We start from the raw sequence: 20,047 nt of genomic DNA, 5'->3' as shown, positions 1-20,047 counted from the left end.
GCGGCGCCCGGCTTTGGTCAGGCGACGCCGCGCAGTCCGCGCATCAGCGCCTCGACGACGTTTTTTTCCTGTTCGATGATCTCGCGGATCGCCGCATCGAACTGGACCGTTGCGGAATCGCGCGTGGCGAGAAGATTGGCCAGCCGCTCGCGCATCGCCTCGGCTTCGGCATTGGCCTTGACGTCTTCGAGCTTGCTCAGCGCCATACGTGCCATCGCGATCCCTGGCTCGAACGCCGCGCTGATCTCGTCGCGCTTCATCTGGATCTGGGTGCGCATGCAGGTGAAATAGGTGTTCGCCGCGCCGGCGATCCGCTCACGACCGCCGCCGAACAGCTCTTCCTTCTTCGCGGCGATTTCGGCGCGCATCTCGTCCGCCTTCTCCTCCGCATCCTCCTTGAGCTCGCGCGCCTCGGCACGGACGCTCTTCACCGTGATCTGCGGGACGTCGAACTTGAGCTCTTGCGTGCGCATCGCAAACTCGGGGACGTCGAGCTTGAACGAGACGCGGTCCATCCGCACTTCGGGGATGCCCATGACGATCTCATGCTTCTGCATGAAGGTCTCAGGCACATGGGCGATGATGTCCTTCCACTTGATCCGCAACCCATGGAATGTGGGATAGCGGCCGATCACTCTGGCGACCATGCGCACCGACGGGGTGTGGAACACGATCCGCTTGTCCTTCATCGTCACCTGCGGAAGGTCGAGCGACCATTCCTGCAATTTCATCGTCACCTCAGGCAGGTCCAGCGCGATCGTGACGGTCTCCCATTTGACGTCGATCGCGACGTCGATGACCGCGCCGAGGTCACCATCGGGGGCATCCTCGCGGATACGCTCGAATTCAGGCTCGTAGCGATCGCTGATCGCCTTGATCGAGGTCGAGAGCGTATCCCCCAGCTCCTGGACGAGGGTGTGCAGCGCTTCCTTTTGAACTTCACAGGCTTCGGGCATGACAGGTCCTTTCCATGGTCTGACCGACCTGGAATAGGCGCGGCGATGCGCGCGACCCGTGAAGCCAGCGTCGGCCGAGCGTGAAAAATGGAGCGCGCTGCGCGCTGCGCCGTGAAACCCCGTTTAGCCGGCCGCTGTGGTCAGCGCCTGCGTGAACAGGATGCGATCGGCATCGCGGCACAGCATGCCGATCAGGTTCAGACCGCCGCCCTCGATCAGCGGCCCGGCATAGGCGCGCGCGAGTTCGGTCTGACCCACAAGTTGGGCGGCGACACACAGGCCAAGCTGGGTCGGAGGAAAGCCCGGGGTCGCGCGATCGGCCTCTGCAAGCAGGCGAAACGCAGTATGCGCGTCACCTTGCTGCAGGGCGGTATAGCCGATGCCGGCCAAAGTCTGGCCCTGGACACCGCTGATCGGGTTGATCCGCAGTGCCAGTTCGAACCGTTCGGCTGCGCGGACCGGCTCTCCGCGAACCACATCAACCCAACCGCCCCAGAACAGCGCAGGTTGATGCGAGGGCAGGATATGCAACGCGCTGGCAATGATGCGGTCGGCAAGTTCCATGTCGCCGCGGATATTGACCAGCGTGCCCGCGCAATAGCCCAGTGCCTCGACATTGTCGGCGCCGTACCGCATCGCCGCCTGATAATGGGTGATTGCCCGTCGCCGCACCGCTTCACGATCGGGGCTGTGATTGAGCATCCAGGCGATGCTGTTGCAATAAGCGGCAAGCGAGGTCGCCCAGGGACAGGTCGGATCGTGCTCGACCAGCTCCATCGCCAGTGCGATTGCCTCGGCAATCGACTCGCGGTCCCAGCTGCGCGAGAGGGCATTGGCGCGCCAATAGCGCTCATAATCGCCTGACACCGACCCGATCAGTCGCAGGCCGCGCTGGCGCTCGGCATGATCGACCTTGGTCCAGATCTGGGGGGCGATCCGCGCAGCGATCTGGTTCTGGAGCGTGAAACTGCCATCGGCATCGCCGATGAAGGATCCCGCCCAGACCTGTTCGCCACTGGCCGCGACGACCAGCGCCACCGATACGCGTAACTGGTTGCCATCGCGCACCACGGTGCCTTCAAGCAGGTACCGCACCCCCAGCCGTTGCCCGATCGCTGCGTGCTCGACCCCCTGTTCAACCAGCATCCGCGCGCCGTTGCTGGACACGATGAAGAGCTGCGGAAAGGAGCTCAGGGACACGCTGATCTCGTCGGCGATACCCGCGCCGAGCCAGTCCTGCTGAGCAGTCGCGGTGGACAGGAAAGGAAGAACGGCAACTGACGGCTTGGGCGGCAGCCGCGGGGATGACGCGGCAAGCGCTTCCTCGACACCCGGGACCTCTCCGCCGAAGACTTCTGTTGCCGCTACGTCGGGCACCGGCGGGACGGGCCGGTCGAGCTCGATCATTGCGTGAACGCGCTCGCGCTCTTCGCGCAGCCAGTCTTCGAACGCATCGCAATCGGGCAGGTCGAGCCCTTCGAGCAGCTCGGCGGCGATCCGTCCGCGCGCATCTGGATGACCCAGGCCAAGAGCGAAGATGTCAACATCGATCCGCTCGATCGCCACCGAGACGCGCTTGGTTTCGGTCACGAGGAGTTGCTCGGCGCCATACTCGGCGAGCAGCTTGCGCAGGTTCGACAGCTCGCGACGCAGACTATCCTGCGCCTGCTTCTGGCCGCGATTGCCCCACAGCAGCGCTTCAAGCTTGCGGCGCGCGCGGACCCCGCCTGGCGCCATGACGACCAGTGCGATGAGCGCCATTCCCTTGGCACTCGTGATCTCGATCCGTCGACCATCCGGCGTGAACAGGCCGAACGGCCCCACCAGAATGAGCCGATAGCGATCCATCATGTCCCCCGGGGTGAACATCTACCCAAAATCGCAATGATCCGACAGCGGCTTTTCACGCTTTTTGGACGCGGGGTCGCGCATTGGGTGAGCAACGAAGGTGACGCAGACTGAATTTCAGGAGTCGGATCATGCGCGCATTGATGATCTTGCCAATGGCGATGGCACTTGGCGGGTGTTTTTCACAGCTTCTCGACGCGAAGCCGATGCACTTTACCTGCGGTCCGCGGCTCGAATACCATATGCAGACGTTCCAGCCGTCGCCCCTGTTTAAACAGCTTCAACGCGATGCCGGTTTCGACGAGGGCACGATCGACGCTCTGGCGGGGCCTGTCGGTGCCAGCCTGGACGATGGCGACGGCAAAGATGACGCGATCATCGGTGCGCTGCGCGCGGCAGCGGCAAGGCATAGCGCCAAGGCCATCGGGACTGGCCCCAAGACCCTGATGCTCTCGGGCGGCGGAAGCTGGGGCGCGTTTGGCGCGGGATTCCTGCGCGACAAAGGGATTCGCGACTGGGCGGTGGTGACCGGGATCAGCACCGGGTCGTTGCAGAGCCTGTTCGTTGCTGCCGGCGACTATGACCGCATGGTGCGCGAATATGGGATCACGCGTCAGGAAGATCTGGCGCTCACCAATTCATTGTTTGGCGCGGTACGCAAGGGCTCGGAATACGACCTTGCCCCGTTGCGCCGCAAGCTGATGGACTATCTGCTCCCGGCAACGGGCGAACTGCCGTTCGAACGGATGATGAAGCCGGGCAGCCCCGAATTGTTCATCGGCATGGTCGAGGCCCGATCCGGCGACATGAAGGTTGTTGCCGTGTCAGCGATGGTGCGGCAAGTCTATTCAGGCACAGCGCCGCCCGATCGCGCCAAGGTCGCAGCGCTTGCCGAATGCGTTGCGGGGGTCGCACTCGCCTCCAGTTCGATCCCGGTCCGGCTCTCGCCGGTCCAGATCGACCAGCGAACCTATTTTGATGGGGGTGTGCGCAGTTCGGTGTTCGACGCAGCTGTCGCGCGCCGTCAGGATATAGCGAGCAAGTCGCTTGGCGCCCCTCCTGAACTTTATGTCATCCGCAACGGCCCGACGATCGTCTTTCGCGACGCGAAGGAGGAGAAGCGGGGCAGGGAGACGGACCGCTACGCCGTGGATGCAAAGCCCCATGTGCTTCGCGTGGGGATGCGCGGCTATTCGACGATCGTCAATCAAAGCGAGCTCATGTCGATCGCTGCGCTGCGTCTCTCTTATCCCCGGGGACAGATTTTCGTGATGACCGCCGATGGGTTCAACAACGCGGCGGTCAACCCGGTCCCCTGTGGCCCTCGCCCCGGCGAGGTGTTCAATGCCAAATTCATGGACTGCCTCATCCGCTGGGGCTCGCACAAGGCAAAGGCACCGAGCTTGCCCTGGATCGAGCTGGACCAGTTGCTTCTTGAAAATCGCTGACCTGCCATCTTCACAGATCGGAGCCGTTCAATGCCTTCAATTAGCTATGACAGCTATGCAGCCTGGTCGAACTACCATCTGACGCTCGGCCAGAGCGTGCCGGGTAATCCGGTGCCTTCGATGATGGTGGAAAGCATCGGTCGGGTTCATGCGGCCGATGTGGGCGCGCAATCCGGACTTGAGCGGTTCGCGGCGACGGCGAGGCCGGTAATGGAGCATCTGCGAAAGCTCAGATCGATGCAGGCGCAGCGGCCGACCGGCTTTGCTGCCGGCCTCAATGGGCGGGGCTGGAGTTTCAGCCCGCTGATCGGTGCGCCGGTCTCGCAACTCGCCTGCGAAGGCCTCGCCGGCACCGCTGCACTGGCGCCAGCGGAGCAGGACGCTGGCTGCACGATCGCCGCCGACCGGATTGCGCTCACCAGCGGTGGAACACGACTACGCGAGCTCGTTACCTGGGCCGAGACACACAACATGACCATTCGCACAAGCGGTACCCATCTTGGCGCGACCGTTGCCGGTGCAGCGGGCACGGCGAGCCATGGGTCGCGCCTGGGTTATGGCGGCATCCAGGACATGGTGCTGGGGATGCACCTGATTGTCAGCGACGACGAGCATGTCTGGATCGAACGGAGCTCATGCCCGGTGCTTGGCAAACAGGGGCTGGCGCGGTTGACCGTTCCTGGGGCGACCCTGCGTCTGGTGCGCGACGATGATCAGTTTGAGGACGCGCTCATTCATTTGGGAGCGATGGGGGTCGTCAACGGCGTCGCGATGGAGCTCGTCCCCAACACGACCTTCGCGCTGCTCCGCCGCCATGACAAGCTCGACGCCAACTGGCTCGCCGATCTCGCGCAGGGCGCGTTCGACAAGATCGCGGCGCGATTGCACTGCGCAGTCCAGCCTGAATTCTACGAGATCACGCTGAACCCCCATGCGCCCTTCAGCGACGATGCGACGCACATGATGTATGTGCCGCGTGCGAGTGCATCCCTGCTGCCGCCGAAAAAGGCAGATGTGCTCCATCCCTCTGACGCAATCGGGCAGCTCGGGGAATGGCTGGTCAAGTCTCATATCTCAAAGCAGCTCGAAACCGCAGCATTGCTGCCCGATCCAACGGATCCGCCAACGTCGGTAAGCCGTACGCTGCGCTACCTGCTCAACAACTCTGAGTCGGCATTTGCCTTCTACCGCAGCCTCGGCGGATTTGAGCCCAATACCGGCATATTCGATCCTGAAGATCCGCAGCGCGACGGCCACTATTGGAGCGGGCTGCACCAGGACGAGATCACCGGAAACATTCCGGGGGCACTTTACAATGCGTCCTACGCGATCCCGCTTGACCATGTCGCTGCAGCGATCCCCGCGATCTGCAGGGCGGTCGAATTGCTCGAGCCGTCTTTCGTGTTTTCACTACGCTTCGTTGCCAAACCTGCTGGCACGATGGCCTTTACACGGTTCGACCATAATGCGGTGATCGAGATCGACGGTTTGTCCCCGCTGATCTGCAAACTTGCCGCAGCCCAGATCCCGCCCGAGCTGCCCGATGCCGAGGAGATGCTCAAGGATCTGGCGTTGCTTGCGCAGACGCTCGAGAAGGGTGCGATTGCGGTACGCCAGGCCCTTGAGCAACAGGGAACGCCATTTTCAATGCACTGGGCAAAGCTGGGGCCGCTCGACAAGGCCAAGGTTCATGCAGATTTTGGTCACCCCAACGATTCGGAGTCTCTGATCCGACGCTGGCGCGATACGCGCGATGCGCTTCTCCCGACCTTCGGACGCTCAATTTTCTGGAACGACCAGGTCGTTGCCCTTGGATTGCTCGACAGACCGGTAGCGCCGGGCCCGTAAAGAGCGCGGGCGAGCATTGACGCGGGGTTGCCGCGATCGACTGTCATGGGGGAGCCGGAGTTGTGTTGGAGCACTCTGGCGACCTCAGGTGATAGGGGAGGGGGTGTGGAAAAACTCGAACGCCGCTATCGCCGACGATGATTTACGGTCCTTGGAGACCGTCGCCTCGGCCAAAGTCAGGACTTACGATGTGCGGACGGTATAAGCGGAATGGCAGCAACTGAACAAAACATCAATAAAATGAATTCGTTATTTCTGAACTGTCCGGTCAGAAACACGTTTTCGACAGCGTGCGCAGGTTAAATATCCTGGCTTGCTTCGACTCCGCTCCCAGTGATGTCCACGTGAAACGCATTTGAGCGATCGCATGATCCTCTTTACAAGATGAGCCATGGTTGCCTCCGTTGCGAATCCGAATGCAGCATTGTTGCATGAGAAACGCATATTCTCAATGATTAGTAGGAGAATAAAGGAGCTCACGACTGCTATATTTTAAAGCTCGATCCTGGAGGCTTGAGCGCAAGTTTCCCTCGCCTTGGAGTGTTTTGAGACGACGATGAAAACTAGCTGTCGAGGCTGATCAACAAGTCCGTTGACGCGTTTGTAGGATCTGCTGCATCATTGGCCGTCGGCGGGCGCTTATGATTCCCCCTGAATCAGCCCGTCGGCGCCTATCTCTTTCCCGATAGCGCAGGACTGGCACTAAACCACATCGCGCAAGGCACATGCCGAGCGTTTGACTTGGATCCCAGTCGAGATCTCGCCTCAGGCGGAGACGGGTTCAGCCGTTACTTGTGTCGCTGGGCTCATCGCATTGTTGGCAATGGCCATCGCCCAGAATGCAGGCCGCTCTCGCAACGCAGCACCCATATCGATGCAAAGTGTCTGCTTGGTCGGAGCCGCATGTTCGTCACCTGATCCGTGATGACCAAGTAGAACCGAGAGCCCCGGCGGACTGGTCTCGATCCAGGAGCCATCCCAACAGGCCACAAAGGCATGACTGCCCTCGCTCCCGAGATAGGTGACGTCGAGCTGCAGGATCCCAGTGGATGCGGGACTCTGATCGGGTGCTAGAATGACGTCTATGACATCCACACTCTTGCAGCCGTCCGGAAGCAGGCCCCTTTGCAGGTCTACCGGGCAAGATCGGGTCGCTTGGATGGAATCGGTCATCGAACTGCCCCCTGCGTGAGTCGCGGGTGCAGCATGCCGTCGATCACGCGAAAGGTCGAGCGCCAAAACGCACGATGTGCGTGACTGTATTTGCTGGGATTGCAGAGGTCTCCGCGATTCCCGGAAAAAGTCTGAATAGTTTCATTTCGGACCCAGGAAGCATCGGGTTCCCGAACATGTTTTGGGCCTTCGGTTCAGAAAAGCGACGATCTAGACCGTGAGGTTTCGCGTGATACGAGCGTGCTCGGGCAAAAAACCAACTTTGTTACTCAAAATGAACCGTGGAACATGCATTTTGCCGTTCTGGTTTAACCATTGTTTACCATTTGACGCCTAGGAAAGCCCTGCGACCAACGGCTTCTGGCCGCCGGACCGGGCTCCCTGGGGGGACAGCCCGGTCCGTCCCGCACTCACATCCCAGAGATCTCCAGGGGTGCGATCTACGCGCCGTCCTCAACGGATGTCCGGACCGCGCTGGTCTGGAACCGGACAGGCCAGGCTGACTTGTAGCATTGTGTGGCCAGCGCCTCAGGAGTGCTGCTCCGGCGCGCCGCGACGTCGTTGCGCCAGATACTCGCGGACTTGAGCGACTGTGGCGAGGACAAAGACGGCAACGGCAATATCGACCAGCCAGTCTTCCAGTTCACCCGAGCGCCCGGCATGCATCTGCCACTGCGCAATCTCGATCGCCGCACCGAACACGGCGTAGAAGATGAGGTGGGGAAGAAAGGGCAGCCGCGGCCATAGCAATGACGTGGTGATCGGGAGGATCGCAAAGGCCAATGCATGCCGCGCGGGGCCTGACTCGATGACATGGGCAAGGGGGTGGTTCGACACCGCCAGGAACAGCGTCACTCCGAACAGTGCGGCACAAAGCCCATACAGGCACATCTCGAGCGCGATTCTCGCAACGGATTTCCTTTTCCGGTCTAGTAAAGGCGCATCGGCATGATCGGGCGACATGAAACAGGACACTCCGGAACATTTTTTTTGCTTTGCAGCATATGACTTGGCTATAGATCGATATGCATGGCGTCGAGCCTAATTGGGGGTGCTCGATTTTTGCGGGGGAGCAAAATTCATGTCGATCAAGCCTGTTCGCAAGGCTGTGTTTCCGGTTGCGGGCTTGGGGACCCGATTTCTGCCGGCGACAAAAGCAATGCCCAAGGAAATGTTGACGATCGTCGACAAGCCGCTGATTCAATACGCGGTTGAAGAAGCGCTGGAGGCGGGGATCGAGCAGATTATCTTCGTGACCGGCCGAGGCAAGGCGGCGCTCGAGGACCATTTCGACATCGCCTATGAGCTCGAGGCGACCATGACGGCCCGCGGCAAGAGCCTCGAACTGATCCAAGGAACGCGCCAGAAGCCGGGCTCTCCTGTTTATGTCCGGCAGCAGGAACCGCTGGGGCTTGGGCACGCGGTATGGTGCGCCCGCGAAATCGTCGGCGACGAGCCTTTTGCGGTCTTGCTCGCCGACGAACTGATGGTCGGAAAGCCTGGTTTCCTGTCACAGATGATGGTTGCCTATGAGCGGGTAGGGGGCAATGTTATTGGCGCCCTCGAAGTGCCCGACAGCGAGACCGACAAGTATGGGATCATCACACCAGGGTCGCGCGACGGGCGCCTGACTGAGGTCCGTGAGCTGGTCGAAAAGCCGAAGCTTGGAACGGCGCCATCCAACCTGATGATTCCCGGGCGCTATATTTTGCAGCCTGAGGTGATGCGCATTCTCGATAACCCGACAAAGGGCGCGGGTGGCGAGATCCAGCTGACCGATGCGATGGCGCAGTTGATTGGAAATCAGCCCTTTCATGGCTATACCTTTGACGGAGCGCGCTATGATTGCGGGGACAAGGCTGGCTTTATTCAGGCGAACGTTGCCTTGGCTCTGGAGCGTGAGGATATCGGGCAAAAGGTCCGGGCGTTTGTCGACCGGCTGAATATCTAGGACCTGCAACCCGGCTGACCGCTCTACTCATCAGGCGGTTTTGTCCGGCGGCTCGATCGTGCTTGTTCAAAATGTCTAGACAATTGTAGCCTCGCGCTGACTCCGCTGGAGAAAATTGAATGCGTATTGCGATGATCGGCACTGGCTATGTCGGCCTGGTTTCCGGGGCGTGCTTCTCCGATTTCGGGCACGACGTGGTGTGCGTCGACAAGGACGCACGCAAGATCGAGCTGCTGCACCAGAATGTCATGCCGATCTATGAGCCCGGCCTCGCCGAGCTGGTCGCGTCGAACGTCAAAGCGGGGCGCCTGTCCTTCACCACTGACCTCGCCGAAGGGGTCAAAGGCGCGGACGCGGTGTTCATCGCGGTCGGCACGCCCAGCCGGCGCGGTGACGGTCATGCCGACCTTTCCTATGTCTTTGCCGCGGCCGAGGAGATCGTCGCCGCACTCGACGGGCCGGCGGTGATCGTCACCAAGTCGACCGTTCCCGTCGGCACCGGCGACGAGGTCGAGCGCATCGTCGCGAGAATCGCCCCCGACAAGGGCATCACTGTCGTGTCCAACCCTGAATTCCTGCGCGAAGGCGCGGCGATCGCCGACTTCAAGCGCCCCGACCGCGTCGTTATCGGCAGCGAGGATGAGGGCGCGAGCCAGGTGATGCGCGACATCTACCGCCCGCTCTCGCTCAACCAGTCGGCACCGTTGCTGTTCACCGGGCGCCGCACTGCCGAGCTGATCAAATACGCCGCCAACGCGTTCCTTGCGGTGAAGATCACCTTCATCAACGAGATTGCGGACCTGTGCGAACAGGTCGGCGCGGACGTGCAGGAAGTGTCGCGCGGCATCGGCATGGACAACCGCATCGGGCGCAAGTTCCTCAACGCCGGCCCCGGCTATGGAGGATCGTGCTTCCCCAAGGACACGCTGGCGCTGCTCAAGACCGCCGACGACAATGAAACCCCGTTGCGGATCGTCGAGGCGACGGTGCAGGTCAATGACAGCCGCAAGCGCGCAATGGGGCGCAAGGTGATCAAGGCGATGGGCGGCGAGGTGCGCGGCAAGACCGTCGCGATCCTCGGCCTCACCTTCAAGCCGAACACCGACGACATGCGCGACGCCCCCAGCCTGGCAGTGATCCAGACGCTGCAGGATGCCGGCGCGATCGTCCGCGCTTATGACCCCGAAGGCGTCGAACAGGCCCGACCGCTGCTCAAGGACGTCGAATTCTCGGCCAGCCCCTATGCTGCGGCGGAGGGTGCCGACGCGCTGGTAATCGTCACCGAGTGGGACGAATTCCGGGCACTGGACCTTGGGCGGATGAAGAAGTTGCTGAGCACGCCGCTGCTGGTCGACCTTCGCAACATTTACCCTGAGGCAGAGGCCGCGGCAGCAGAGCTTAAATTGATCGGCGTAGGAAAGCCCTCTCAGCTAAGCGCCTTCGCTTGATGGCTGAAATGTATATTTAGACCACAGCCCACCGTGAGAGGCGCATAGATCACCACAGTTCACGTTAAATTATATGTAGTAAAGCGATATGTCGACCAGTTGACTCGGTCTAATGATGCCTTTTTAATGGCTTCATATTATGCGCCCCAATAATAATGTGACGGGCTCTAAAGAGCGGTCGTTGAAAGGGACGTGGCTGAATTGCTGGGGGATCTAACTCAAGGGAGAGTAAATGATAAATAATAAATAATAATTGAAATCAGCTTGATGCATAGGTCTACGCAGGGCGAAGCATATGGTGGTCAGACATAAGCGCGATTATCACTCCCACCGGCCGGGCGTGGTTTGGTCACTGAGGGGAGCGACTTCACTGACGCTACATAAGTAGCCAAGGAGTTTGAGGCCGGCACCGGTAGCCCCTTCCATGTCCCGATTGAGGGGCCCGATCCGATCAAGGCAGGCGGGCGCGAGGCGGCGAGTTGCCTAATCCAACGAGGTCCCGCGCAACAAGATACGTTTTGCTTGGCCAGAACCCCGCAACCCGATCCGGTGCCGACGGTACTAATTGACGCTCACACGGATGCCTATTTGCTCGATCCGGTCTGCCGCTTTCTGCTAATCGCCACAACCATACATCGCGAGCGGATCATGCGGCCGCAGGTTCCGCACGGCCATTCCACGGCCTCGGCAGAATAGGTTTCCAACGCCGAGGTCTCGCCTTAGTTGGCTAGAACACCCAGGTCTGTGGCGTGCTCGAGATTCTTCAGTAGATGCTGCATGGCCTTCCGCTAACGTCTGCACGTTCCATTGATGGGCCTGCGAGACTGGTTTGGGAGGAGGTAGGCAAAGCGGTAGGGCCGACTATCGTGGACGAGGCGGCCGTGTCCGCGGGCCTGATGCCCGGCATATCCTAAGCGCCGACGCGGCGCATGTTTTTTAGTGTACGTCACTACTTGCGTTGCGACGTGGCCTGGTCCTTCAGTTCATCTTCACCATCTTAAGCCGGAAACCCCTGGCTGGCGATCGGGCCGCGCAAGTGCCCGCTCCGCGCTAGATTCACCGGAACAGGCGCTTCACGGGCAACGTCCTCCATGGCGGGCTGTCTCTATCACGCTTAGTGGTCGCGGCTCGCACGACGTGTCTCCGACTCCGATTAATAGAAGTCAAAGTGGGTTAAACTCAGCTCGGCGCCTGCAAACAGCTTGCAACCGTGGTCGGTTTCGCGATATGTTGCATCGCAAAATGAACATTCTGAGGGCTAAAAGTCTCGACGGAGGTTTATCGCATCTCGTTTGTAAATCCGAATTTACGAGCAGTAAGTGATGGTGACCTATTGCTGTTAGATAGTAATCTTATGTTCTAGGTCTGGCCGCACTTAGGGAAAACACCACTCTATAAATAGAAAAGTGATAACGATGATTATAGACAGGCATGTCGCTCCCTACATCGTCTTCTCAGAAGATACTGTGAAAGCAGTTCTAGATAAAATTTCTTCGAATAAATCTGGGTGCGTTATCGCGGTGTCCTCGAAGGGAGTCGCGCAAGGGTTGATTACTGACGGTGACATCCGGCGGTGGCTCGCTCTCGGGAGCGGCATAGATCTGAATGAATCTGCGATTGCGATCGCAAATCGTGATTTTTTTGCGCTTCCCTTTGGGGCGCCGCCTAAAGATGTTGAAGCTGCGCTTTCTTCTCATGTGCGCCTTATTCCCCTTACTGACGAAGCGGGGCACCTCATCGCAATCGCGCGCGCGGGAAGTCCCGGATTCGTTATTGGCGAGCGGAGGATCTCAGATACTGATCCGGTATTTGTGATTGCTGAAATTGGTAACAATCATAATGGGGACGTATCTCTAGCGAAGCGCTTAATTGAGTTGGCGGTAGAAGCGGGCGCGGACTGCGTAAAATTCCAAATGAGGGATATGTCTGCTCTTTACAGTGCGAAAACTGGCGCTTCTGATGCATCACAGGACTTGGGATCTCAATACACGCTGGACCTATTGTCTAGGTTCAATTTAGATCCGCGCGACCTCTTTATGCTTTTCGATTACTGCAGGGCGAGGGGAGTTGAACCTCTTTGTACACCTTGGGATTACCCTTCACTTTTGGCGCTCGACCAGTATGGCATGCAGGGATACAAGGTAGCCTCCGCTGATTTTACAAATCATACACTGCTACAACAAATGGCCGGGCTTGGGCGTCCGCTTATCTGCTCGACCGGCATGTCGACTGAACTGGAGATAAAGTCATCAGTCGATTTGCTCCAGAAGTCGGGAACGCCTTTTGCTCTACTTCACGTGAACTCGACTTATCCCACTCCATATAAAGACGTTAACTTGGCATATTTGGGCCGCCTAAAGGAATTCGGTGGAGCTGTCGTGGGGTACTCTGGTCATGAGCGCGGATGGTTTATTCCTGTTGCCGCAGTCGCGCTGGGGGCAAAGATTGTTGAAAAGCATTTTACGGTCGACCGCACGATGGAGGGGAATGATCATAAAGTATCCCTTCTTCCCGAAGAATTTCGCGCCATGGTTGAGGCAATTCGTTCCACCGAAACGGCCCTAGGTGTGAAGTCAGAGCGCATGATCACCCAAGGCGAAATGATGAATCGAGAGATTTTGGCGAAAAGCATCTTTGCGGCCCATGATTTGGCAGAGGGGTCTATAGTGAAAGATGCAGACGTCGTGATAAGAAGTCCGGGGCAGGGCTTGCAACCGAATCGCTTGCCCGACCTGATAGGTCTTCCGGTACGCCGTCACATCCAAGGTGGAACTCCTTTCTTTCCCTCGGACCTCGAGGAGGCACGGCGTGGGCCACGAAATTTTGATTTTTCAAGACCCTGGGGTTTGCCTGTACGCTGGCACGATTATCAGCGGATGAAGAGCGCAACTAACCTTGATCTTCTGGAGTATCATCTTTCTTACAAGGACATGGAAGAAGACCTGTCAACGTGGTTTAGTGATGTAGTGGATGTCGAGTTTTTAGTGCATGCGCCCGAGCTATTCGCCGGGGATCACGTTCTCGATTTGGTGGCCGAGGATAGGGCTTACCGCGATCGCTCCATTTTGGAATTGCAGCGAGTCTGTGATTTGACCCGTCGGCTCAATGAGTGGCACCCCCGCACGGCGAAGCCGCTTATCATTGTGAATATGGGTGGCTTTAGCAGTGATGGTTTTCGTCCTAAGGGGGATCGGCAAGAGCTGTATCGCCGGCTTGAGGATTCCCTTGGGGCAATCGACGCTAGTGGCGTCGAATTGATCCCCCAAACGATGCCCCCATTCCCGTGGCATTTTGGTGGACAGAGTCACCACAATCTCTTTGTCGATCCTTGGGAAATCGAGGATTTTTGTAAGATGAACGAGATGCGAATTTGTTTCGACCTTTCGCATTCCCAATTGGCCTGCAACCACTTCGGATGGTCCATGTCAGAGTTTTGCGATATTGTTGCCCGCTTCACCGCGCATCTGCACATTGTCGATGCGCGTGGTATCGATGGAGAAGGGTTGCAGATCGGGGACGGTGATATGGATTTCGCAGCGATCGCGGAAGTGCTGTCGAGGGATGCTCCTCACGCGTCGTTTATCCCCGAGATTTGGCAAGGCCATAAGGATGACGGGGCCGGTTTCTGGTACGCTCTCGATAAGCTCGAGCGTTGGTTCGGGACGCCTGTATGAGGCAGTCTGTGCGGATCAAGCCAAATACTGCGTACGGGCTAGTGCTCGGACGCGGAGGTTCAAAGGGCCTGCCTGGCAAAAATGTGAGGAAACTTGGAGGACACCCACTCGTGTGTTGGTCTGTCGCCGCGGGAAAGGTCGCGTCGCTAGACCGAGTGATTTGCTCTACAGATGATGTTGATATCGCGAGTGCTGCACTTTCAGCCGGCGCAGAAGTCCCGTTCACGAGACCGGCGTCCCTTGCTGCGGATGGGTCAACGGACTACGACGTCTTCAACCATTTTCTAAACTGGCTGGCCGAAAACGAGAAGTCCATCCCGGAATTTGTTGTGCAACTTAGGCCAACAACTCCATTTCGTGATCCAGCGTGGATTGAAAGCGGCTTGCAGCTAATGCGGGATGGACGGATAGATTCCGTTCGTTCGGTAACGCCTGCCCCCCTGCCGCCGTACAAAATGTGGCGTGAACGCGATGATGGATTTCTCGAGCCGATTATCCAAGTTCCAGGATTAGCCGAAGCTTACAATCGTCCGCGCGGTGAGCTTCCAACAGCGCTTTGGCATACCGGGCAGTTAGATATCGTGCGTTCGGAAGTAGTCTTAGCTGGGTCGATGACTGGCGCACGTATCAAGGCGCTCAACGTCCCGCAGGACATGGCAATTGATATAGATCACATGATCGACTTTCAGTTGGCAGAAATTTGCTTCGATCAGATTATGCCGTCTTCGCTAATCAGATATTTGCAAGAGTTGTCTAATGACTGACCGGGATACCGATAGCCTCGTTTCGGTAATTGTACCGACCTATAATGTACAAGATTATATTCTCTCGACGATTACATCAGTTCTTTCTCAGACGTACAAGAATGTCGAAGTCTTATGTATTGATGATTGCTCGTCGGACGCGACGGTCGCGATAATAAAATCAATCGATGATTGCCGCGTTAAGTTGAGTACTAGTGACGCAAATCAGGGAGCGGGAAGGTCGAGGAGTAGAGGTCTCGAACTCGCCCGCGGCCGATACATTGCGTTTTTGGACTCTGATGATTTGTGGTATCCGGATAAGATAGCTCAGCAAATAGCAGCTTTGCAGTCAAGTGGGGCTGCGGCTGCGTACAGCTACTACGACATAATGGACGAGTCCGGAGTGGTTTATGACTGTGAGAACGATTTGCCGGAGCTTGTGACCTATCGTTCATTGCTCGCTCATTGCTATATCAGGACTTCAAGCTTCATTTATGACGTGGAGAAAGTGGGCGCCGACATCCGATTTGTGAACGCCAGAAAACGCCAAGACTATCTATTTTTTCTCGAAGTCCTGCGGCGCGTCGGTCAGGCTATACTGGTTCCTACCGTGACTTGCTCCTATCGGATTCACCCAGGGAGTGTATCTAGCAACAAACTCCGCAACATTCCTTACCAATGGAGCGTTTATCGGCGCTATGAGAACCTTAGTCTAGCGCGCAGTTTGTATCAAATCGCGCACTGGTTTGTGCGCTCCGGTAATATAGTCCTACGGCGCAAGGTGAGATTATTTATCTCGCAACGTCGGGGTAGTTGACGCATGTCAATTCTCGCTAAGATCCAGGATTTCTTGAAAGACGAAAGCAGCGATCTTCGGAGGGAGATCAGCATTTTCGGATATTATCCCTACTACGGATTTAGGCGCATAAATTTCGAACGCCGAGTGCGGCTAGCGGGCTTTGCGGCTATCAAACGTAAGCGCGCGCAATTAAGAGACGTACTTAGTCTATTCCGGCTTGTAAACGTGTGTCGATCGAAGCGCCATTCGGTTTACTTAATCAATGGGCCTGATGTCGTGCTACGACCCCCAAAGGGGAGCCTGATATTCGGCTACTACTCTCGGTCAGCAGCGACACTAAATCTTGAGATACTGCGTGGGATTTGCCATGCCATCGGCGTGTTACTCACTCCGCCTTTTGCGGTTTTTTATTCAGACCTACTAACGCTCAAAGAGGTGGCGGCCTATGTCGGGGACGCGATCTATTTTAGAGCGATGAAGATAATTTTGCATGCGAGTGGTGCGTCTGAATTGATACTAACAGTATCATATTCGCATTATCCAGTAATCGCCGCTGCCCGTTCCATAGGAATGACTGTGTGCGAGCTTCAGCATGGCGCGGTGTCGCCATGTCATATAGGCTATAGTGGATCGAAGCATATATACTTCCCAGACGTTTTCGTCCCACTTGATGAGACGTGGCGGTCCTATATCTCACGAACGCCCATACCTTTCGACGCCGGGAAAATTGAACGCCGTTGGATCGACCAAATTCCGATTATCGGTCCCATGGAGTTTTGTCGAAAATTTCGGCACCTCAGGGTTCTCGTTATCGGCCAGGAAACGGTTCATGATGCTTTGTATGGCGCATATCGCCAGCTCAAAGCTCTCGGTATTTCGATCGAGTACAGGTTCCATCCAAGAATGAAAGAAAGCCAAGTTCCGCTTGAGGAACAGGTCGCGCAGTGTTCAGTCTTGATAGGCTGTTACTCTACAGTGCTGGTGGAGTACGCCGATACAAAGACAATCATTGTCGTCGATGCTCTTGGATCAGATTTCTTGGACGTATTGCGGGGTTTCGAAAATGTCTATCGGCTTAAAAGCGATAACGAAGGCGGTTGGCAGAGCCGTAACATTGGCGATCAATCCGGGCGTGAAATTAGAGGGGGTTACGATTAACGGAGTATGTAAGTTTAATAAAGTTACCCTGTTCGGCTCCAATTGCCATGTTAACGGTGTGTGGGTAGACGGGAAGGGAGAGGTTGAGATCGGGAATGATTGCCATTTCGGAAAAGATATTAAAATATTCACTCAGAACCACAATTATAAATCAGCAGTGCGATTGCCCTACGACGACAGCTACGAGCTGAAGCCGGTGAAAATTGGAAATTATGTCTGGGTGGGTAGTCACGTGATAATCCTCCCGGGATCAATTATCGGCGATGGTGTCATTGTCCAAGCTGGTGCGGTTGTACATGGTCGCTTGGAGGATTGCGGTATCTATGGCGGCAATCCAGCGGTACGTTTTGGATCTCGAAACGTTGATGACTTTTCTCGGTTGAACCAGTATGCTTGCTAATCGCAGTCTGCCCGCGATTGGCAGCTTTGCTGTTGTAGTCGCGCTCATCGCTTTTGTAATCTCTGGCTACGCCGGCTATATTGATGAGACCGTATTTTACCCAGGAATGCGCCCCTCAAGTTATGGTGATCGTTATGCTGTCGCTGTAGGTCTTTTGGCTTTAAGCATTGTTGGAATATTTATCCGCGGCGGTAACTATGTTGTAAAGATAGTGGCTTGGTTATTTAACGTTTGGGCAAACGTTTCTTATTTTGTTCACTTTCAGATGCATATTGAGATTGCGCTACTGTCAACCGCGGCATTTTTTCTATTCTGCGTGGTGGTACAAGAGGGGAAGCGTCAGCCAGTTTTAGCGGGTCGACCGTTCGTCGATTGGTTTTTTTGGCTAACATTGTTCTGTGCGGGGTATTTTTTTGCGTCGAACGGTTTCAAGTTTAGCTTGTCCTTGTTTCTTTTCGAGGGCGTGTACGACGCCCGATGGGAAGTTACAGGCGGCCGCAATTTTTTAGAAAATTTGTTGTTTTCGACTGTATCTAAGCTTTTTTCACTTCTCGCGCTCGGGATATATCTTCAGCAGAGGAACATGTTTAGGGTAGCGGCGCTTACAGTCGCGATTCTTTTGCTATATTCAACGTCTGCCCAGAAGTCGATATTGTTCTTTTTGGCGCTCACATATTGCATATGTTGGCCGCGCAGTACGCGGGCATCATTTGCAATGGCGCTCGGTTTTGCGGCTTTCTTGTTCGTGCTGACAATTGCTCCCCAGAGTCCAGGATCCCCGGGGCTCGCGGCGCATACTTTTTTAACGAGGCGACTTCTCCTCATCCCGGCCTGGTTGAATGAGGCCTATTTCAATTATTTCGCCGGAAAACCTCTTTTTCTCAAGCATTCTGTTTTGAATGGAATAACAGGCGTCTACGATGGGCCGGGTCCTACGTGGGAGATGGGCTATCAGTTGTGGGGCTTTGGCACCAGTTTGAACAATGGCGTGCTGTCAGATGGTTTTGTAAATTTCGGATTGATCGGAAGCGCGCTTTATCTGATCATTGGTTTCGGGACGATAGCACTTCAGTCCAGATTCGCGCATCCTGCTACGAAGGCAGTTTCGGCGCTGTATATTTGGCAGTTGACCAATAGTGCACTAATTACGACTTTTGTCACGCATGGGCTATTACTTTATGTGGCTATTGGGTTCATTTTCTTTCGGCGCGGCGTCGAGGATCGGCGCGGGCGCGAGGCTGCTGTTTCTTGAGTTTCTACTTAAGGGGGGGTTCTTTGTCGCGGGCGCGATTTTATACTTTGGCGACCGTTCGTTATTTTCCGAGTTTGTCTATTTGAACTCGAGTTTTACGTTGTTTTATAATGCTGCGGCGTTTGGGTTGCCGTTCCTACATGCAAGAGAGCTGCATAGGAATGCGGATTTTTCGGTGCGGCGCCTTACGCCTTTGGCAGTGTTTTGTGTGTGCGCCGTGACCCTTTTCATGTTCGCCTTTAGCACCCACGCTCTCGTTGCAGCTGCAGCTGGTGCTATGATCGTCGCTGACGTGGTGTACTCCAGATACCGTATAACGCGCGGAGCTCCCATTTTTGTCGTTCTGAGCATTAGCGGGTTCATTATTCTCGTGTCGAATATTTTGTCTGGGCTTTGGGGTTCAGTTGATCTTCGTTACGTTGGGATTTTGATATCCGGAGTATTGTTGATGCCGGTGCTGGTACAACTTTTGGTTTCCGGTTGGCATTCAGACGTAGCGATCGAATCGCGTTGGCGCTTGATTGGAGACGGGGCGTCATTCAGTGTTACCCATGCGCTTTTTTGGGTGAGGAATGGGCTGGATAAGATTATTTTGTTCCCTTTGCTCTCCGTTGACGAGTACTCAAGGTATGGTGCCGTTTTCTTTGTGCTTAGTGCCTGTCAGACCGTTCTAACTTCTTTGCTGCGTATTTTGCAGAAGTGGATTTTTGATCTGGCGGAATCTGAGATATCTCGGATTCGGACTGTCCATATCGCCATTTTCTGTTTGGCTGTCGTTCTACTATCATTCGCCGCCTTGGCAGGCGCTGGGTATGTAACAATTCTGGCGTTAGGCGGATTTGTTCATTTGTTTAATCAGGTTATTGTGAATTTTCTCAACTATCGGAGGCCGGTGTTTGTGTATACGTCGGCAAATGTCGCGGTTAGTGTCATGTTTGGGGCGTCACTGTTTTTAATTGGTCCATCCGTTATGGTGATTTCCTATTTGTTTTGCTTGTCCAATGTTCTGCTTTGTTTGATCTACTTGCTTGCGCTTGGTGGAACTAACTTGCGAACGCATGTTGCGGCTGGAGAGTAATGTTTGTAGTGAATTCTCTCCGTTGAGTTCGGTCGGAGCCGGGTGGTTACACCGAGGAAGCGGGGGGGGGCTAATACGATTCTAATTCACGGCCCTGCTAGTGCGCGCTGGCGCCCTAGTGCTATCCTGCGTTTTGTCGGTATTTTTAACACTGGTGAGAGGGGCGTCGGTCTATGTTTGCGTGTGAAGCGATTGTCCCGGTGATCCTGTCGGGCGGTGCGGGAACCCGGCTATGGCCGATGTCGCGTCCCGAACGGCCCAAGCAGATGCT

16 protein-coding genes are annotated in these 20,047 nt (G+C 56.3%); 12 read left to right on the top strand and 4 right to left on the bottom strand.

Annotation, left to right across the window (positions count from 1 at the left end; all coding sequences use genetic code 11):
* Positions 1 to 17 precede the first annotated feature (17 nt).
* The gene (locus K9B35_RS19375) at positions 18 to 956 is read right to left on the bottom strand and encodes a hypothetical protein (protein ID WP_224923650.1); all 939 of its coding nucleotides are present in this window, start codon (positions 954 to 956) and stop codon (positions 18 to 20) included.
* A 123-nt stretch (positions 957 to 1,079) separates the two neighbouring features.
* On the bottom strand, positions 1,080 to 2,804 hold the full coding sequence (locus tag K9B35_RS19370; protein WP_224923649.1) for a hypothetical protein: 1,725 nt from the start codon (positions 2,802 to 2,804) through the stop codon (positions 1,080 to 1,082).
* 131 nt (positions 2,805 to 2,935) lie between these two features.
* On the opposite strand from K9B35_RS19370, the gene K9B35_RS19365 reads away from it, so the two are divergent.
* Together K9B35_RS19365 and K9B35_RS19360 are read left to right on the top strand one after the other, a co-directional pair.
* Positions 2,936 to 4,252: a patatin-like phospholipase family protein gene (locus K9B35_RS19365; RefSeq protein ID WP_224923648.1), complete on the top strand. Its 1,317-nt coding sequence runs from the start codon at positions 2,936 to 2,938 to the stop codon at positions 4,250 to 4,252.
* A 120-nt stretch (positions 4,253 to 4,372) separates the two neighbouring features.
* Complete coding sequence (locus K9B35_RS19360; protein WP_224923647.1) at positions 4,373 to 6,100, top strand: FAD-binding protein; 1,728 nt, start codon at positions 4,373 to 4,375, stop codon at positions 6,098 to 6,100.
* A gap of 765 nt (positions 6,101 to 6,865) precedes the next feature.
* Here the strand turns inward: K9B35_RS19360 and K9B35_RS19355 are convergent.
* On the bottom strand, positions 6,866 to 7,273 hold the full coding sequence (locus K9B35_RS19355) for a hypothetical protein (protein ID WP_224923646.1): 408 nt from the start codon (positions 7,271 to 7,273) through the stop codon (positions 6,866 to 6,868).
* Between the two features lie 528 nt (positions 7,274 to 7,801).
* Complete coding sequence (locus K9B35_RS19350) at positions 7,802 to 8,236, bottom strand: hypothetical protein (protein ID WP_224923645.1); 435 nt, start codon at positions 8,234 to 8,236, stop codon at positions 7,802 to 7,804.
* A 118-nt stretch (positions 8,237 to 8,354) separates the two neighbouring features.
* Between K9B35_RS19350 and galU the strand changes: the two genes are divergently transcribed.
* The 10 genes from galU to K9B35_RS19300 all read left to right on the top strand — a co-directional run.
* Entirely contained in the window at positions 8,355 to 9,224 is an 870-nt protein-coding gene (gene galU, locus K9B35_RS19345; RefSeq protein ID WP_224923644.1) for a UTP--glucose-1-phosphate uridylyltransferase GalU, read from the top strand.
* A 119-nt stretch (positions 9,225 to 9,343) separates the two neighbouring features.
* Entirely contained in the window at positions 9,344 to 10,672 is a 1,329-nt protein-coding gene (locus K9B35_RS19340) for a UDP-glucose dehydrogenase family protein (protein WP_224923643.1), read from the top strand.
* Positions 10,673 to 12,138: 1,466 nt separating this feature from the next.
* Positions 12,139 to 14,346, top strand: a complete 2,208-nt coding sequence (locus K9B35_RS19335; RefSeq protein WP_224923642.1) for an N-acetylneuraminate synthase family protein — start codon at positions 12,139 to 12,141, stop codon at positions 14,344 to 14,346.
* Positions 14,343 to 15,110: a cytidylyltransferase domain-containing protein gene (locus K9B35_RS19330; RefSeq protein WP_224923641.1), complete on the top strand. Its 768-nt coding sequence runs from the start codon at positions 14,343 to 14,345 to the stop codon at positions 15,108 to 15,110. Before K9B35_RS19335 ends, K9B35_RS19330 begins: the two co-directional genes overlap by 4 nt.
* Complete coding sequence (locus K9B35_RS20385; RefSeq protein WP_224923640.1) at positions 15,103 to 15,906, top strand: glycosyltransferase family 2 protein; 804 nt, start codon at positions 15,103 to 15,105, stop codon at positions 15,904 to 15,906. The genes K9B35_RS19330 and K9B35_RS20385 overlap by 8 nt, the downstream gene beginning before the upstream one ends.
* 360 nt (positions 15,907 to 16,266) lie before the next feature.
* Positions 16,267 to 17,046: a hypothetical protein gene (locus tag K9B35_RS19320; protein WP_224923639.1), complete on the top strand. Its 780-nt coding sequence runs from the start codon at positions 16,267 to 16,269 to the stop codon at positions 17,044 to 17,046.
* Positions 17,003 to 17,446, top strand: a complete 444-nt coding sequence (locus tag K9B35_RS19315) for an acyltransferase (RefSeq protein WP_224923638.1) — start codon at positions 17,003 to 17,005, stop codon at positions 17,444 to 17,446. Before K9B35_RS19320 ends, K9B35_RS19315 begins: the two co-directional genes overlap by 44 nt.
* Complete coding sequence (locus K9B35_RS19310) at positions 17,436 to 18,698, top strand: hypothetical protein (protein WP_224923637.1); 1,263 nt, start codon at positions 17,436 to 17,438, stop codon at positions 18,696 to 18,698. Before K9B35_RS19315 ends, K9B35_RS19310 begins: the two co-directional genes overlap by 11 nt.
* The gene (locus tag K9B35_RS19305; protein ID WP_224923636.1) at positions 18,610 to 19,776 is read left to right on the top strand and encodes a hypothetical protein; all 1,167 of its coding nucleotides are present in this window, start codon (positions 18,610 to 18,612) and stop codon (positions 19,774 to 19,776) included. Before K9B35_RS19310 ends, K9B35_RS19305 begins: the two co-directional genes overlap by 89 nt.
* 173 nt (positions 19,777 to 19,949) lie before the next feature.
* Positions 19,950 to 20,047, top strand: a 98-nt coding sequence (locus tag K9B35_RS19300; RefSeq protein ID WP_224923735.1) for a sugar phosphate nucleotidyltransferase, incomplete at its 3' end; no start/stop codon positions are given.

The sequence above is a fragment of the Sphingomonas sp. R647 genome (genome assembly GCF_020177055.1).
Taxonomy (GTDB): Bacteria; Pseudomonadota; Alphaproteobacteria; order Sphingomonadales; family Sphingomonadaceae; genus Sphingomonas.
This window is presented reverse-complemented; position numbering and strand designations above follow the sequence as displayed.